At 74.0% G+C, this 16,574-nt stretch carries 9 protein-coding genes; 4 read left to right on the top strand and 5 right to left on the bottom strand.

The window, feature by feature from the left end; genetic code table 11:
• Positions 1-13: 13 nt before the first annotated feature.
• Both ACLQ25_RS11020 and ACLQ25_RS11015 read right to left on the bottom strand, forming a co-directional pair.
• Entirely contained in the window at positions 14-3,763 is a 3,750-nt protein-coding gene (locus ACLQ25_RS11020) for a hypothetical protein (RefSeq protein ID WP_425730780.1), read from the bottom strand.
• Positions 3,764-3,835: 72 nt separating this feature from the next.
• Positions 3,836-4,645, bottom strand: coding sequence for a DNA-formamidopyrimidine glycosylase family protein (locus ACLQ25_RS11015; protein WP_425730779.1), 810 nt, complete (start codon positions 4,643-4,645; stop codon positions 3,836-3,838).
• Positions 4,646-4,754: 109 nt separating this feature from the next.
• Between ACLQ25_RS11015 and ACLQ25_RS11010 the strand changes: the two genes are divergently transcribed.
• The gene (locus tag ACLQ25_RS11010; RefSeq protein WP_425730778.1) at positions 4,755-6,023 is read left to right on the top strand and encodes a hypothetical protein; all 1,269 of its coding nucleotides are present in this window, start codon (positions 4,755-4,757) and stop codon (positions 6,021-6,023) included.
• Between the two features lie 27 nt (positions 6,024-6,050).
• Here the strand turns inward: ACLQ25_RS11010 and ACLQ25_RS11005 are convergent, their stop codons facing one another.
• A complete protein-coding gene (locus tag ACLQ25_RS11005) occupies positions 6,051-6,293 on the bottom strand; it encodes a CPCC family cysteine-rich protein (RefSeq protein ID WP_425730777.1) in 243 nt (80 codons plus the stop codon).
• Positions 6,294-6,330: 37 nt separating this feature from the next.
• Positions 6,331-7,131 carry an SAM hydrolase/SAM-dependent halogenase family protein gene (locus ACLQ25_RS11000; protein WP_425730776.1) on the bottom strand — a complete coding sequence of 267 codons (801 nt, stop codon included), beginning with the start codon at positions 7,129-7,131 and terminating at the stop codon, positions 6,331-6,333.
• A 301-nt stretch (positions 7,132-7,432) separates the two neighbouring features.
• Here ACLQ25_RS11000 and ACLQ25_RS10995 point away from each other — a divergent pair, with 301 nt between their 5' ends.
• Entirely contained in the window at positions 7,433-8,029 is a 597-nt protein-coding gene (locus tag ACLQ25_RS10995) for a hypothetical protein (protein WP_425730775.1), read from the top strand.
• A gap of 152 nt (positions 8,030-8,181) precedes the next feature.
• Here the strand turns inward: ACLQ25_RS10995 and ACLQ25_RS10990 are convergent, their stop codons facing one another.
• Positions 8,182-12,975: an Lhr family helicase gene (locus ACLQ25_RS10990; RefSeq protein WP_425730774.1), complete on the bottom strand. Its 4,794-nt coding sequence runs from the start codon at positions 12,973-12,975 to the stop codon at positions 8,182-8,184.
• 178 nt (positions 12,976-13,153) lie between these two features.
• Between ACLQ25_RS10990 and ACLQ25_RS10985 the strand changes: the two genes are divergently transcribed.
• Both ACLQ25_RS10985 and ACLQ25_RS10980 read left to right on the top strand, forming a co-directional pair.
• Entirely contained in the window at positions 13,154-13,540 is a 387-nt protein-coding gene (locus ACLQ25_RS10985; protein ID WP_425730773.1) for a hypothetical protein, read from the top strand.
• A 149-nt stretch (positions 13,541-13,689) separates the two neighbouring features.
• Positions 13,690-16,524 carry a Na+/H+ antiporter subunit A gene (locus ACLQ25_RS10980; protein ID WP_425730772.1) on the top strand — a complete coding sequence of 945 codons (2,835 nt, stop codon included), beginning with the start codon at positions 13,690-13,692 and terminating at the stop codon, positions 16,522-16,524.
• Positions 16,525-16,574 lie beyond the last annotated feature (50 nt).

Below are 16,574 nucleotides of genomic sequence, written 5' to 3'. Positions count from 1 at the left end.
CCGCGCCCGCCCGTCACGGTGGCGTCGTGACCGGGATCGGACCGGTGTACGGCGAGCTGCCCACGACGTTGAAGGACCGGATCCGGTAGTGGTAGGTCACACCCCGGGCCAGGCCCGTGTTGGTGAAGCCGCGACCGGTCACCGTGAAGGTCGCCACCTCGTGGGCGAATGCCGGGTCCAGCGCCCGCTGCACGATGAACCCGGAGCCCGGGCCGACGGGGGTGTTCGCCGTCCAGGCCAGCACCACCGTGGCGGTGTCCGGGCCCGGCGCGCTCGCGGTGGCGTTCACCTCGCCGGGGGTGCTCGGCGCGGGCGGGGTGCTCGCCGCGGCCACCGTCGACCACGCCGAGGCGGCGCCCAGGTACGTGGTGCGAACCCGGTAGTAGTACGTGGTGTCCGGCGCGGCCGTGGTGTCCAGGTGGTTGTCGCCGACCCCGATCGCGGTGGTGCCCGGCCCGCTGGTGAAGGTCGGGTTGGTGGCCCGCTGTACGTCGATGCCGGTGGCGAAGGAGCGGTTCGTCCAGCGCAGTCCCACCCGCAGCGGCGCGGCGGGCGGGATCGCCGCGATCAGGCCGCCCGGCGCGGCGAGGTGCACGGAGGCGGGCACGCTGTTCGACCAGGACGAGTAGCTCACCTGGTTCTCCGCCCGGATCCGGTAGTGGTAGGTGACGCCGGGGGTGACCGTCGCGTCGGTGTAGCGGGTCGCGGTGGCCGCGACGGTGATCGTGGTGACGTCGCCGCCGAAGGACCCGTCGGTGGCCCGTTGCAGCAGGTGACTCGTCGCGGGCGGGCGTCCGCCGTTGCCGGTCCAGGTCAGGGCGATCGCCGGTAGGGCGGTGGACGAGCCGGGCACGGGTGTGGCGGTGAGTCCGGTGGGCGCCCGCGGCGTCACCCGCAGCACCAGCGGTCGGCTCATCCCCAGGTCGCGATGGCCGGCGAGCTGGCTGTGCCAGCGGTACTCCCAACCCAGGTTGACCATCTGGTTGACGACCACGGCCGGTCGCCCGTCGGTTGGGCTGACCGGCGTCGACCCGGTCCGCGCGCCGGCCGGACGGCCGGGATCGAGCAGCCGCACGCTGTCGCCCAGCTTGAACGGCAGGGCCGGGGCGACCGGACGCAGCGCCACCACCACGTCCTCGCGGGGGTTGACCCGGACGATCTGCTTCCAGCCCAGCTCCGCCGGGTGCGGGGGGCGCTGCGTGCCGTCCCAGCCGACCCGGTTGACGATCTGTACGTCGCAGCCGCCGAAGTGCAACGGCTCGGTCTGCCGGACGTTGCCGCTGATCCGCCAGATCTGTGTGCCGTCTGCCGGCGCGCCGACAGGTGTGGCCGGATCGGCGGCGAACAGCACCTCGGTCACGGGGTCGGTCGGCCCGAGCGGCAGGGTCGCCGGCGCGAGCGGTCCGGTGTGCGGATGACCGACGCCGAGTCGCCCGGCCAGCCGGCCGTGACCGGGCTCGAAGACCTGTTGCGCGGCCTTGACCTCGATCGGCAGGGTCACCGGACCGGTGCCCGCCAGCGGCGTGAACGTCACCGTGTCCGCGTGCGCGGAGACGACCGTCTCGGCCGTGGTCCGGCTGCCGAACGCCGGGTCGTACGCCGGCTGCGGCACGATCGGCGGGCGCTGGCTGGCCGCGTACGCCACCGGCAGCCGCTCCCGCAGCCGGTCCAGGTCGTACGGCCCGTCGGGCGTGCCGGCCACCCGGAACTGCAACAGGGTACGGGTGTTCGGGCCGTACCCCGGTTCGGTGGGCGGTGGACCGCCCTCGGCCGTGCGGTCCGGCGCGTCGGTGTGCTGGTCGTAGCGCGGGTCGAAGCCGGGCAGCGGTGCCGGGGCGTCGTTGTAGAGGATCAACGTGCTGCCCGGTTCCACGGTGGAGAAGTCGACAAGCACGTCGGCCGCCTCACCCGGGGCGAGCAGGAGCGTGTGCCCGTCGACGTTCAGCACGGTCGGGTCGAGCCGGTCGTAGCGGTAGCCGATCGGCCGGTTCGGCAGCACCACCGGGGCGGGCAGCAGCCCGGCCTCGTTGCCGATCTGGACGAGCGCCGGGCCGGCGGCGCGCGGGTCGAGCACGCCGCCGTCACGCCCGTCGCTCGGCCAACCGGACGGGCGGTCCGCCGACCGCACGGCGGGCACCATCGGCACCTCACCGGCGTCCGCGTCGGCCAGGCTGCCGTCGTCGGTCCACATCGGCGCGTCCGAGCAGGCCCGGTAGAGCTGGAGGTTGAGGCTGCGGTCCAGGCAGGCGTTGAGGATGCGCAGGCGGTACACCGTGGGGCGCACCCGCAGGTACGGGTACGCGACACCGTTTACCAGCGGGGTGTCCCCGTACGCCGCGGGCACCGCCGACGGGTGCGGCACCCCGGGGCGCAGCGGTGGTTCGGCGCCACCGCCGACGGGGTCGTGGTGCGGGTTCGGCACCGGTCCCGGACCGGTCAGCGGCGGCTCGCCCGCGATCCGTTCGGCCATCGGCCAACCGTCCACGGTGGGTCCGGTGTCGTCCCGACCGCCGTCCGGCGCAGGACGGCGAGACCAGGGCCCGTAGTCCCACCGACCGGTGGGGTTGCGCCCGCCGGACCGGTACGGGTTCTGCCGGGGCTGGTAGACGTGGGGGTACCACAGGCTGCCGCGAGCGCCCCAGCGCTCCCGGTCCCAGGTCGGATCCTCGGCGGCCAGCTGGGTGTCGTCCGGCACGAACGTCTTGTCCTCGATCACCAGGGGCACCTGCTCGGCCGGCAGGACCCCCTCGGCGACGAGTTCGTCCTCGACCGGGTCGGTGAGCAGGTACGGCGCGAGCTGCCCACCGTAGACGGTGAGCCGGGCCAGCCCGAGGGTGTTGTCGTGGAACGACAGCAGCCGGCCGCTCTGCTCGTTGGGGAAGTAGAGCGTGGTGGCGCCGGCGCCGGGCGCCGGCATGTCCGGCACGGGCGTGATGCCGGTCCCCGTCGGGTACGGGGTGATCTCCCCGGCAGGGGTGATCCAGTGTCCCGGGTTGCCCGCGCTGGTCCACCCGGTCTGCGCCCCGGCCAGGTGCAGCACCGCCCGGTTCTGCGGGTACGGAGCCGGGCCGTCCAGCGGCCCGAGACCGGCACCCTCGACCGTCTCGTCGACCGGCAGGAACAACTCGCCGGCCCGGCCGGTGGGCAGCTGGTTGATGAACTTCACCCGGACCGGTCGGCCCCGCCGAGCGCGGATCATCGGGCCGAGGTGCCAGGGCCGCTCCGGTGGCGCCACCGTGTTGTGACCGGACGGGTCGGTGCCCAGGTTGAGCTGTCGGTAGCCGCGCAGGCGGGTGACCGGCAGATCCCGGTGCAGGCGTTGCGCGTACTCCTGGAGCCCGATCTCGTAGTAGTCGCAGCCCGGGTAGCTGATCGTGTCGGGCACCGCCACCGGCAGCGCCTGCTCGCCGGGTACGGGCAGCGCGTCGACGAACTTGCGCAGGCCCGTGCCCGGCACCAGCCGGCCATCGGGGTCACGCGTCGGGCGGGGACTGTACGCGACGTTCGGCACCGTTCCGAAGCAGCGTGGCTCGGCGGACGGATCCAGACTCGCCGTGGGCGTGGCCTCCTCGGGGGTACGGGCCGTGGGAACGGACGCCGTCCGACCGAGGCCGTCAGGGGCGGTCCGGTAGAAGAAGGTGGAGCGGAGTCTGCGGAAGATCGCCATGACTCTCCCCGGGGTCGGGGCACGAGGAAGAACGCCACCCCAGCGTGGCGGTCCTCGGCACTCTGCTGACAGGCGGTGAGCACCCAACCGCAGCATGCGACGTCGAGGGGTCGGTTAGGAATTACCCAATCGTCCGTATCTGGGATGACCTCGATCCACAACGCCCGGTCAGCCCGGCGTCGGACTCCCCGACCGCTCCGGCTGGCAGACCGCGCACCAGTAGGTGACGCGCTCGCCCAGCTCCTCCTTGCTGATGGCGGTGCCGCAGCGGCGGCACGGCTGGGCGCGGCGGCCGTACACGTAGCTGGTCTGCCCCCGGTGCAGCGAGCCGGTGGTGCTCTGCGTCCAGCGTCCACGGTTGGCGGCCAGCAGCCGCTGCGCGAGGGCGACCATGCCCGGCAGGTCGGGCAACGCGCCGACGGGTGTCCACGGCGACACGCCCCGCAGGAACAGCACCTCACACTTGTAGAGGTTGCCCACCCCGGCCAGGTTGCGCTGGTCGAGCAGGGCCTCGCCGATGGTCTGCTCGGGGTGTGCGGCGAGGCGCTGGGTCGCCTCGGCCGGGTCCCAGTCCGGGCCGAGCAGATCCGGCCCGAGGTGGCCCACCAGGGCGTCCTCCTCGGCGGTGGGCACCAGGGCCAGCTCGTGCAGGTGATAGCCCACCGCCACCGCGCCGGGGCTGCGCAGCACCACCCGGATCAGGTGCGCGGGCCGGCCGCTCCACCGTTCGCCCGGCGCGTACGCCCGCCAGGCGCCGTCCATCCGCAGGTGGGAGTGCAGCGTCCACGGCGCGTCATCCGGGGCGGAGAGGCGGAGCAGCAGGTGCTTGCCCCGGCTGGCCGACTCGCGGACGGTCCAGCCGGTGAGGTCGGTCGTGGCCAACCGGGGCACCCGGAAATCGGAGCCGGACAGCCGTGCGCCGGCCAGCGCGCGGTGCAGCACGCGGGCGGTGTTCCAGACGGTGTCACCTTCGGGCACGCTGCCATCCTCCCTCTTTCGAGCAAGATTCGCATGTGTCGCTATTTGTAGCCAGGTTCCTCATGATCTCCGGACATGCGATGGTCAGGGAGTTCTGAGGAGAATGCTCATGAGACGACCCCATTGTCGTATCCGATCCTCCACCCTCGCCGCCATCCTCGCTCTCGCGCTCATCGCAGCCCTGGTGCCCGTCAGCGAAGCCGCCCGGACCGCCGCCCCGGCGACCGCCGGCTCGCTCACCCTGACCGCCGCCGCGCCGACCGGGGAGCGGTGGAGCGCCGACCTGTCGGTCGTCGACCGCGACGATGTCAACGTCCGCCGTACCGCCGCCGGATTGCGGCTGCGCGAGGCCCGCGCGGGCGGACGCAGCCCCCGCAGCCCGCATTCGGCGCTCGCCGAGGGCATGCTCCTCAGCGCCCCACGCACCCTCGCCCGCCCGGCCACCCGGGTCCGCGCCGAGATCGACGCGGACGTCCCCGCCGGCGCGAGCGCGGAGGCGCAGGTGCGCGGATGGCGGCTCAATGGCTGGACCGAGTGGCGGGCCGCGACCGCCGGCGTGACCTTCGACCGCCCGGTCAGCCGCGTACAGACCCGGGTGGTGTTGACCGCGCGGGCCGGCGGGGCCACCGCGACGGTACGCGGCGTCCAGCTCACCGCCGACGCGACCGCCGCCGTCTCCGCCGCCACACCCGGCCTCACCTACCGGGTGTACGCCACCCGGATCGGGCTGGTCGGCGAACTGACCGCCAACGGCCGCACCGTACAGCCGCGCGACCACTTCGTGGCCCTACCGTCGCGCCGGGGCCTCTCACCGCTCAACACCGGCGACTACACCGTGCGGGTCTGCACCACGACGGGCGCGCGCTGCGAGTACGCCCCAGTCTGGGACGTCGGACCCTGGAACACCCGCGACGACTACTGGAACCCGTCCGCCGTACGCGAGAACTGGAAGAACCTGCCGCAGGGCCGGCCCGAGGCGCAGGCCGCCTACCAGTCCGGCTACAACGGTGGGCGGGACCAGTTCGGGCGTACCGTGCTCAACCCGGCCGGCATCGACCTGGCCGATGGCACCTTCTGGGACGGTCTGCAACTCACCACCAACGCCTGGGTGGACGTCGCGTACCTGTGGACCGGCGGCGGGCCGCGCGCCGTGGTGGGTGACGGCCCGCTCAACATCCGCAGCGGGCCCGGCACGTCGTACGCGATCCGAGGCCTCGCCGCGCGGCTCGCCAACGTGCCGGTCCAGTGCTACGTCACCGGCCAGTCGGTCGCCGGCCCGTACCGCACCACCACCAGGTGGAACCGCCTGGCCACCGGGCAGTACGTCAGCCACGCGTACGTCTCCACCGTTTACGGCGGCACCGTACCGGTCTGCTGAGACGACCTCGCTTCGGCGGGCGCCGCGTCAGGGGCGCTCGTCGGCGCGGGCGGGACGCACCATGTCCTGGTAACGCGGATGGCTGGCACCGTAGACGGCGTAGTTGAGCCGGGCGTGCGACAGGCTCAGGTCACCGTTGGCGCCGCCTCGCACCGCGTCCGCGTCGGCGTCGCTCTGCCCGTCGTCCGTCCAGAAGCAGACCGGGCAGGTCCCGCCGCCGGTCCGGGAGGCACAACAGGGACAGCCCACGGGAACTACGTGTTCACCCACCGGTTCACCCACCGGGGCAGCATTCCATAGTCGAATGTCACCCGGCCACCCGCAGGAGGTCACCCGGGCGTACGCCGAGGACGTCCACGGCCCGACCGCCGTTGACCGCAACCGCCACCAGGTCGGCCGAGTCCACGTACACCACCAGGGCCCGGTGCGGCGCGTCGCCGAACGTCCGTCCGCGTACGGCCGCGTGGGACGGCGTCGGCCCGGGCGGGCCGACCCGGACGGTGGCCGCGAGCGCGCCGAGCACCTCGCCGGGCGCGGCCAACTGCACGTTGCCGAAGTGGTCGACGGTCAGCACCTCGGCGGTGAAGCCGTCGGCGTCACGGGTCACGACCGGTGTTGGCAGCCGGACCAGTTCGCCCGGGTCGACGGCCGGACCGGCCTCGGCCAGTGACGCCCCGAGCGCCAGGCGTGCCGCCACCGGGGCGAAGACGTCCCGGCCGTGGAACGTGCCGGACACCCGGGCCGCCAGCCACCCTGGCTCGGTCAGCTCCACGGCGGCGCTGACCCCGCCGAGCGCGGCGGCCGCGTCGAGCAGCAACCCGTTGTCCGGGCCGACCAGCAGCCCTCCCGGGGTGGCCAGCGCGATGCCCCGTCGGGCGGTGCCCACCCCCGGATCGACCACCGCCACGTGCACGCCCACCGGCAGGTACGGCACGGTCTGCGCCAGCACGGCGGCGCCGCGCCGGACGTCCGCCGGCGGCACCAGGTGCGTCACGTCGATGACCCGGGCGGCGGGAGCGATCCGCGCGATCACCCCGTGGCAGGCGGCCACGAAGCCGTCGTCGAGGCCGTAGTCGGTGGTCAACGAGATCCACGGTGTGCCGGACACCCCCGCAGGCTAACGCCCACGCCCTGCGGCGCGTCCCGCGCTCCCGCCCCCGGCGCGTCCCGCGTCCCGCGCCAAGATCCGCGCAACTTCCCTGTTGTTGCTGCCTGCGGCGTGCGGGAGGCAGCAACAACCCTGATGTTGTGCGGATCTTTCGGCGGAGGGTGCCTGCGAGTGGTGGTCGGATCGGGCCGTATCGGTGCGGGCGACCTGGCAACCTGGCTGACCCGGGTGGCAGATAGCGGACAGCGTGCTGGCCGACCGGCCCCTCGCGCCGCCCAGCGTGGTTGGGCAGACTTCGCCTGTGACACTTCGGAGCCTGCCCGCCGTCGGGGTCCTGCTGGTCGCCGCTGCCGTCGTCGCCGGCTGCGGACGTGGTGACGACCCCGCGCCGTCGAGTGCCGCCCCCGGGGTTACGTCCTCGGCTGTCCAGGCCACGGACCTGCCGACCGTGCCGAGCACCTCGGCGGGCCCGTCCCGCACCGACGGCGCCGCACCGCCGCCACCACGGTCCACCGTGCCGTCGGCGCCACCGCAGGGACCGGTCGAACGCCGGCCGGCCAGTCCGCCGCCGGTGGTACTGCCCCAGCGTCCGGCGGGCGCTCCCAGCGCCCGGCAGGTCATCGACGCGTTCCAGGCCGCCGGTCTGCGGGTCACGCACCCGAAGGACCGCTCGGTCGACTGTGGTCCGGACGGTCTCGGGCTGGGCTGCTCCGAGATCGTCACCACGGACGGCGTCACCGTCTTCGTGTTCCCCGACGAGACCAGCGCCGGCGACATCGCCGAGACGTGGGGCGGCCAGTCGTACCGGCGTGGGGCCGTGGTGCTCAACTACCTCGACGCGAAGACCCCGGCGGCCGACCGCGTCCGCTACGAGAAGGTTCTCAACGGCCTCCGCTGAGGCTGTCTCGCTGCCCCGCCGCCGCGCTGCGTCGCTGTCCATCGGGTGGCTGCGGCGGGTCACAGCCATAGCGGTGGTCGCTGGTGCCTGGCACGGCAGGCGGACGCGTCCACGGGTTGCGCGAGGGGCAGGCGTAGGCCGCGCGGGTCGGGTCAGCCGCGTAGGCGCAGGCCACGCGGGGTGGCCCGGAAGCCGGCGGCGGTCAGCGCGTCACGCAGTGGCGACGAGTGCACCGCCTCGCCGTCGGCCCGTTCGACCGACATCGCGCCCAACGCTCCGGAGTGGACGGCGTCGGCCAGCGCCTTACCGGCCGCCGCGAGCGTCTCGGTGTCGTCGGTGAAGGAGAGCAGGGTCCGGCCACCGCGTTCCACGTACAGCACGAGGTCGCCGCCGACCTGCACCACCAGGGCACCGGCCTTACGGCCCGCCCGGTGCCCGGTCGCGGCGGTGGCCCCGTCGCCGGAGTCGACGACGCGGTCCGGCCAGGGGAGTGCCGCACCGTACGGGTTGGCGGGATCGGTGGCCGCCAGGACGTTGGCCGGCCCGCCCCGGCCCCGCGCGCCGTCGGCCGGCTCGGCCAGGGCGCGGAGCCGGTCCACCGCGCCGGGCACCGCGAACTGTGCCGCGCCGAGGCCTTCGACAAAGTAGCCCCGGCGGGCCGCGCCACGCTCCTCCAGCGCCGACAGCACCGGATAGACCGCCGAGAACCCACCGACGACCTGTTCGGCCATGACCGCGCCCCGGGTGACGACCCCGTGCCGTTCCAGCAGGACGTCGGCGAGGGCGGCGGCCCGCCTGGTCGGGTCGAGATCCCGGTCCGGAAGCCGCGACCAGCGGCCGGCGACGGTCGGTGGACCGCTGCGGGTGGGCAGCGCCACCCGGCCGGGCCGCCGGTAGCGGGTGCGCGGCGCGGACGGGCGCGACCGGTGCGCTCCACCCGCGCCGAGCACCGCCCGCAGCGGGGCGAGGGTGTCGTTGGTGAGGTGACCGGCCCAGACCAGGTCCCAGATGACCCCGGTCAGCGCGGCATCGTCGGTGGCGCCGACCCGGTCGGCCAGCGCGCGGAAGAACAGGGCCTGCCCGTCGCCGAGGGCGTCGAGCACCGCGTCGTGCAGCGGGGTACGCGTCAACGCCTCGTCGGGCGGCGAAAGCAGCAGCGGCGCGGCGTCCGCGTACGCCAGGGTGACCCAGCCGTCGCCTCCGGAGATCGCCCCGGAACCGGCCCAGAGCACCTCCCCGCTGGCACACAGCTCGTCGAGCTGGGCGGGGGAGTAGTCGGCGACCCGGCCGGGCAGCACCAGCCGTTCCAGCGCGGACGCGGGCACGGCGGCGCCCTGCAACTGCTCCACCGTGGCGGCGAGCGCCTCCACGCCCCGGGCCGACGAGCCGACCTGCTGCCAGCGGGGCAGGAACGTGGCGAGGGCCCGCGGTGGCACCGGCTCGATCTCCCGGCGCAGCGCCGCGAGCGAACGGCGGCGCAGCATCCGCAACACCTCGGCGTCGCACCACTGCGCGCCGGCCGTGTCGGGCGTGAACTCGCCGGAGACGACGCGGCCGGTGGCGGCCAGGCGGCGCAGCGTCTGCTCGACCACGAAGACGCCGAGCCCGAAGCGGGCCGCGCAGGTCGCGGCGGCGAACGGGCCGTGGGTGCGGGCGTACCGGGCCACCAGGTCACCGAGCGGGTCGGCCACCGGTGCGAGGTACGCCTCGGCCACCCCGACGGGCAGCGCCACGCCGAGCGCGTCGCGCAGCCGGGCGGCGTCCTCGATGCCGACCCACCGCTGTTCGCCGGCGATCCGTACCCGCAGCACCCGGCGGGTGGCCTCCAGCTCGCTGAGCCAGCCCTCCGGCACGCCCCGCTCGGTCAGCTCGACGTCGCTGAGGTCGCCCAGCACCCGCAGCAGCTCGACCACGTCCTCCGCGTCGCGCGGGCGGCGCTGCTCGGTCAGCCAGCGCAGTTGCCGGTCGGTCTCGGCGAGCACCTCCGGATCCAGCAGCTCGCGCAGGTCGACCCGGCCGAGCAGCTCACCGAGGAGCGTGGAGTCCAGGGCCAGGGCGGCGGCCCGGCGCTCGGCGAGCGGGGCGTCGCCCTCGTAGAGGAACGCGCCCACGTAGCCGAAGAGCAGCGACCGGGCGAACGGCGACGGCGCGCTGGTCTCCACCTCGACCAGGCGGACCTTGCGGGCCGCCAGGTCGCGCATCAGGTCGGCCAGCGCCGGTTGGTCGAAGACGTCCTGTAGGCACTCCCGGGCGGCCTCCAGGGTGACCGGGAAGTCGGCGTACTCGCGGGCGACGTCGAGCAGTTGCGCGGCGCGTTGCCGCTGCTGCCACAGCGGCTGGCGGCGGCGGGGGTCGCGGCGGGGCAGCAGCAGCGACCGGGCGGCGCACTCCCGGAAGCGTGCGGCGAAGAGCGCCGAGGTGCCGACCGACTCCTGCACGAGCTGGGCGATCTCGTCGGGTTCGAAGACGACCACGTCGGCGCCGGGTGGCTCGTCGGCGGTGTCCGGGAGGCGTACCACGATCCCGTCGTCCGAGGGCATGACCTGGGCGTCCACCCCGTACCGCTCGGCCAGCCGGCGGCCCACGGCGAGGGCCCAGGGCCCGTTGACGCGCGCGCCGAGGACGCTGTGCACGGCGAGCCGCCAGTCGCCCAGCTCGTCACGGAAGCGCTCGACGACGACGGTCCGGTCGTCGGGCAGGGAACGGGTGGCCTCCCGCTGGTCGCGCAGGTAGGCCATCAGGTTGGTGGCGGCCCAGGCGTCCAGGCCGCTCTCGCGCAGCGTGGCCAGCGCCGCCTCGTCGCTCTGGCGCAGCAGGGCGCGGATCCGCGCGCCGATGGCCCGGCCCAGCTCCACCGGGCGGCCGAGCTGGTCGCCCTTCCAGAACGGCATCCGCGCGGCCTGACCCGGCGCGGGGGAGACCAGCACGCGGTCGGGGGTGATCTCCTCGATGCGCCACGAGGACGAGCCGAGCAGGAAGACGTCGCCGACGCGCGACTCGTAGACCATCTCCTCGTCCAGCTCGCCGACCCGGGCGGCCCGCTCCGCACCGGCCAGGAAGACCCCGAACAGACCCCGGTCCGGGATCGTGCCGCCGCTGGTCACCGCCAACCGTTGCGCGCCGGGACGGCCGGTGAGCTGGTCGCTGGCCCGATCCCAGACCAGTCGGGGACGCAACTCGGCGAACGCCGTGGACGGGTAGCGACCGGAGAGCATGTCCAGCACGGCGTGCAGGGCCGAATCGGGAAGCTCCGCGAAGGGCGCGGCCCGCCGGACCAGCACGGCCAGGTCACCCACCTGCCACGGCTCCAGGGCCACCATGGCGACGATCTGCTGCGCCAGCACGTCCAGCGGGTTGCGCGGGTAGTGCAGCTCCTCGATCGCGCCGTCGGTCATCCGCTCGGCCACCACCGCGCAGGACAGCAGGTCGCCCCGGTGCTTCGGGAAGACCACACCCCGGGACACCGCGCCCACCTGGTGCCCGGCCCGCCCGACGCGTTGCAGGCCGGAGGCGACGCTCGGCGGGGCCTCGATCTGCACCACGAGATCGACCGCGCCCATGTCGATGCCCAGCTCCAGGCTGGAGGTCGCCACCACCGCCGGGAGCTGGCCGGACTTGAGCGCCTCCTCGATGTGTTTGCGCTCCTCCCGCGAGACGCTGCCGTGGTGCGCGCGGGCGATCACCGGAGCGGCCCCGGCCGCCGCGCCGGACTGGGCCATCACCTCGGCCGGCACGCGATTGAGGCTCGGACCGGGCGCCGAGCCGCCGTTGGCCGGCACGCGATTGAGGCTCGGACCGGGCGCCGAGCCGCCGTTGGCCGGCACGCGATTGAGGCTCGGACCGGGCGCCGAGCCGCCGTTGGCCGGGGGGCCACCCCACCGCTGCACGCCGGTCGCCGGGCCGTCGTCGGCCGCCGGCTCGTCGCCCGACGACGACCCCGGGGGTACGACGATCGCGCCCCCGCCCGACGCGGAGGCGACCGCGGCGGTGGCCACCTCCTCGGCGGCCAGCTCGTTGAGCCGTGCGCACAGGCGCTCGGCGCTGCGGCGGGAGTTGGTGAAGACGATGGTGGAGCGGTGCTGCCCGATCAGCGAGAAGACCCGCTCCTCGACGGCCGGCCAGATCGAGGCACGCCGTGGCCCCGGCCCGCCCAGGGCGTCCTCGGGTGGCTGCTCCTGCTCGTCGAGCCGGGTCATGTCCTCCACCGGCACCTGCACGCTGACCTCGATCGTCTTCGCCGTGGGCGGCTGCACGACGTCGACCGGCCGGGCGCCGCCGAGGAAGCGGGCGCAGGCGTCGATCGGCCGGACGGTGGCGGAGAGGCCGATCCGTTGTGCCGGCGTGGGCAGCAGCTCGTCGAGGCGTTCCAGGGAGAGGGCGAGGTGGGCCCCGCGCTTGCTGCCGGCCACCGCGTGGACCTCGTCGACGATCACCGTCTGGACGCCGCGCAGCGAATCCCGGGCGGCCGAGGTGAGCAGCAGGAACAGTGACTCGGGTGTGGTGATGAGGATGTCGGGTGGGGTGCGGGCGAAGGCCCGTCGCTCGTCGGCCGGCGTGTCGCCGGTGCGCATCCCGACGGTGATGTCGGGTGGCGGGACGCCGAGTCGGGTGGCCGCCTGCCGGATGCCGGCCAGCGGCGCGCGTAGGTTGCGCTCGACGTCGACGGCGAGGGCCTTGAGCGGGCTGACGTAGAGCACCCGGCACCGCTGGCGTGCCTCGGTCGGCGCGGGCTCGCGGGCCAGCCGGTCCAGCGACCAGAGGAAGGCCGCGAGCGTCTTGCCGGAGCCGGTGGGCGCCACGACCAGGGCGTTACGGCCGGCCGAGACCGACTGCCAGGCGCCGGTCTGGGCGGCGGTGGGCGCGGCGAAGGCGGCGTCGAACCAGGCGCGGGTGGCGGGACCGAACCCGTCCAACACCTCGCCCTTGCCCGCGTCTGCCCCGCTCACCGGTCCATCGTGCCCCGCCGCTACGACAACAACGAACGATCCACGGCGGATCGTGCCACGCTGCGTGGAAATTGCGCGTGATGCACCTTTAATACGTTAAGTCTCACTTAACTGCTTGCTTCTAAGGAGCAACATAAAGTAACTTCACCCGCAACGCGAATCGGGTGGGAGGGATCGGATGACCGGCGAGCCGCGACACGTCGAGCCCGGCACCGATGTGCTGATCCGCAAGGTCGACAGCCACCTCGCCACGCTCCGCGGTGGTCTGCACGGGCCCGAACTGGAGCTCGCCGAGCGTCTGGCCGACTGCCTGCGGGAGTTGGTCGTCTCCACCGCCCAGGCCAGCGCCGCCGACCGAGGTCAGGTCCGCGTCGCCGTGCACTACTTCGTGCTGCGCCGGGAGAGCCGGGGCCGCTTGCTCTCGATGCGGTCCCTCGCCGTCGCGGAGCGGGTCGTCGCCAAGGTCGCCAGCCAGCTCGGCCGTGTCGACCTGCTGGCCGACCTGCGCCGAGGTCGCCAGGACATGGACGACGCGCTGACCGTCGGTGACGCTCTTCTGCGCTGACCGCCGCTCCGGGTAAACGCCGCTGATCGCACACCGTGCCGCATAGCGGAGCAATTCCGGCAAAACCGCCCGTTGGGCGGGAATCTGGCGTCTGATCGCTGAAGACACCACCGCTGTACGGGTGTCGGCCACCTCGATCGGGAGCGCGAGTGCTGGTACTGCTCATCCTCCACGTCGTAGCGGCCCTCGTCGCGCCGCTTCTCGTCCGGTGGTGGGGTCCGCGCGCGTGCTATCCGCTGGCGCTCGCGCCGGCCGCCGCGTTCGGCTGGGCGCTGGCCCGTACCCCGGCCGTCGCGCACGGCGGCGCGATCGTCGAGACGTACCCGTGGATCGGGCAGTTGGGCCTCGACATCGCGCTGCGCCTCACCACGCTGTCCTGGCTCATGACCCTGCTGGTCGGCGGCGTCGGCGCGCTGGTGCTGGTCTATAGCGCCCGGTACTTCGACGCCGGCTCCCCCGGGATGGCCCAGGTCGCCGCCGTCCTGGTGGCCTTCGCCGGCGCGATGCTCGTCCTGGTGTTCGCCGACGATCTGCTGCTGCTCTACGTCGGCTGGGAGTTGACCACGATCTTCTCGTACCTGCTGATCGGGCACAGCACCGAACGCCGGGCCAGCCGCTGGGCGGCGGCGCAGGCGCTGACCGTCACCACGCTGGGCGGGCTCGCCATGCTGGTCGGGTTCATCCTGCTGGGCGAACACGCCGGGAGTTACCGCTGGTCCGAGATCGCCGCCCACCCGCTGCCCGGAGGTGGCTACCTCGTCACGGCCGTGCTGTTGATCCTGGCCGGGGCGCTGTCCAAGTCGGCGGTGCTCCCGTTCAGCTCCTGGCTACCGGTCGCGATGGCGGCGCCCACCCCGGTCAGCGCGTACCTGCACGCGGCCGCCATGGTCAAGGCCGGCGTCTACCTGGTCGGGCTGCTCGCGCCGGTGCTCGCCACGGTGGGTCCGTGGCGACCGGTGGTCCTCATCGCCGGGGTGGCGACCATGCTCGTCGCCGGTTGGGCGGCGCTGCGACAGAACGACCTCAAGCTGCTGCTCGCGTACGGGACGGTCAGCCAGTTGGGCCTGCTGGTCGCGGTGACCGGCTCGGGCACACCGGACGCCGCGCTGGCCGGCACGGCGATGCTGCTGGCGCACGCCCTGTTCAAGGCGGCGCTGTTCCTGGTCGTCGGCGTCATCGACCACGGCGCCGGGACCCGTGACCTGCGCGAGTTGTCCGGGCTGCGCCGCTGGTCCCGGCCGTTGTTCGGGGTCGCGGTGCTGGCGGCGGCGTCGATGGCGGGCGTACCGCCGCTCGTCGGGTTTGTCGCCAAGGAGGCGGTGTTCGCGGCATTCACCAGCGATCCGGTGGTCCTCGCCGGGCTGGTCGCCGGAACGGTGCTCACCGTCGCGTACAGCGCCCGCTTCCTCTGGGGCGCGTTCGCCGACCGGCCGGGCGTCGAACCGGTACCACCCGCGCCGGTCGCCGTGTCGATGCTGCTCCCACCGGCGGTGCTCGCCGTCGTCGGGCTGCTCGCCGGTCCCGCCGCCGGCGTGCTCGACGGTCTGCTGAGTCCGTACGCCGAGCTGCTGGGGACCCTCGACGCGCACCTGACGCTCTGGCCCGGACCCACTGCGGCGCTCGGTCTGTCCGTGTTGGCGCTTGCCGGCGGCATCCTGCTCTTCGCGCTGCGCGGGCCCCTCGCTCCCGCGCTGGCCCGGCTCCGGTCGCCGGTGGGCGGCAATCAGGGGTACGAGTGGGTCGTGGGCCGGTTCGACCGGTTCGCCATCGGGGTCACCGGCGCGACACAGCGCGGCTCGCTACCGCAGTACCTCGGCCTCATTCTCGTCACCCTTGTGCTGCTGCCCGGTGGGGCGATGCTCGCCGCCGCGCCCTGGCGGGCCCGACTCCCGCTCTGGGACAACCCGCTGCAACCGGTGGTCGTGGTGGTCATCGCGGTGGCCGCGCTGCTCGCAGTCGGCGCTCGTCGGCGGTTGACCGCGATGCTGCTGGTCGGCGTCACCGGCTACGGCACCGCCATGCTGTTCATCCTGCACGGCGCACCGGATCTGGCGCTCACCCAGTTTCTGGTGGAGACCGCGACCATCGCGGTGTTCGTGCTGGTGCTGCGCCGCCTGCCGCAGCGGTTCTCGGCCCGGCCGCTGCGCCGCAGCAGGTGGACGCGTCGGGCGATCGGCGTGGCGATGGGCGTGGTGGCCGGCGGTCTCGCGCTCGTCGCGGCCGGCGCCCGCCGCGCGACGGACATCTCCACCGTCTTCCCGGCCCTCGCCGTGGGCGAGGGGTACGGCCGCAACGTGGTCAACGTGACCCTCGTCGACATCCGGGCCTGGGACACCATGGGCGAGGTGTCGGTGCTGGTGGTGGCCGCGACCGGGGTGGCCAGCCTGATCTTCGAGCGGTCCCGCACCGGGCCGAGACCGCGCCGGCCGGAGTCCGCCGAAGGGGCCGCCCCGCCGCACCGGCCCGTCTGGTTACGGGGTGGCCCGACCCTCTACGAGGAGCAGCGCTCGCTCGTACTCGAGGTGGTCACCCGACTGATCTTCCACACGGTGGTGCTGTTCTCGCTGTTCCTGCTCTTCTCCGGGCACAACGCGCCGGGCGGCGGATTCTCGGGCGGCCTGGTGGCCGGGCTCGCGCTGGTCGTCCGCTACCTGGCCGGCGGCAGATACGAGCTGACCGACGCCGCCCCGGTGGGCGCCGGCCTGATCCTCGGGGCGGGGCTGGCCCTGGCGGTGGGTACGGGCGCGGTGGCGCTGCTGGCCGGTGGATCGGTGCTGCAGAGCGCGAAGCTCGACGTGTCCCTACCGCTGGTCGGCGACCTCCACCTGGTCACGTCGCTCTTCTTCGACATCGGCGTGTACCTGATCGTGATCGGGTTGCTGCTGGACATCCTGCGCAGCCTCGGGGCCGAGGTGGACCGGCACATCGAGGCCACCGGTACGGAGAGCGGCGGCCTGGCCATCGACAAGGGCGGACGGCCGTGAGCGCGAGGAGTGAGCCGGGTTTGCGAGCCCCGCAGTCGCGAACCTCAGGT

It is taken from the genome of Micromonospora sp. DT44, assembly GCF_049841635.1.
GTDB lineage: Bacteria > Actinomycetota > Actinomycetes > Mycobacteriales > Micromonosporaceae > Micromonospora.
This window is presented reverse-complemented; position numbering and strand designations above follow the sequence as displayed.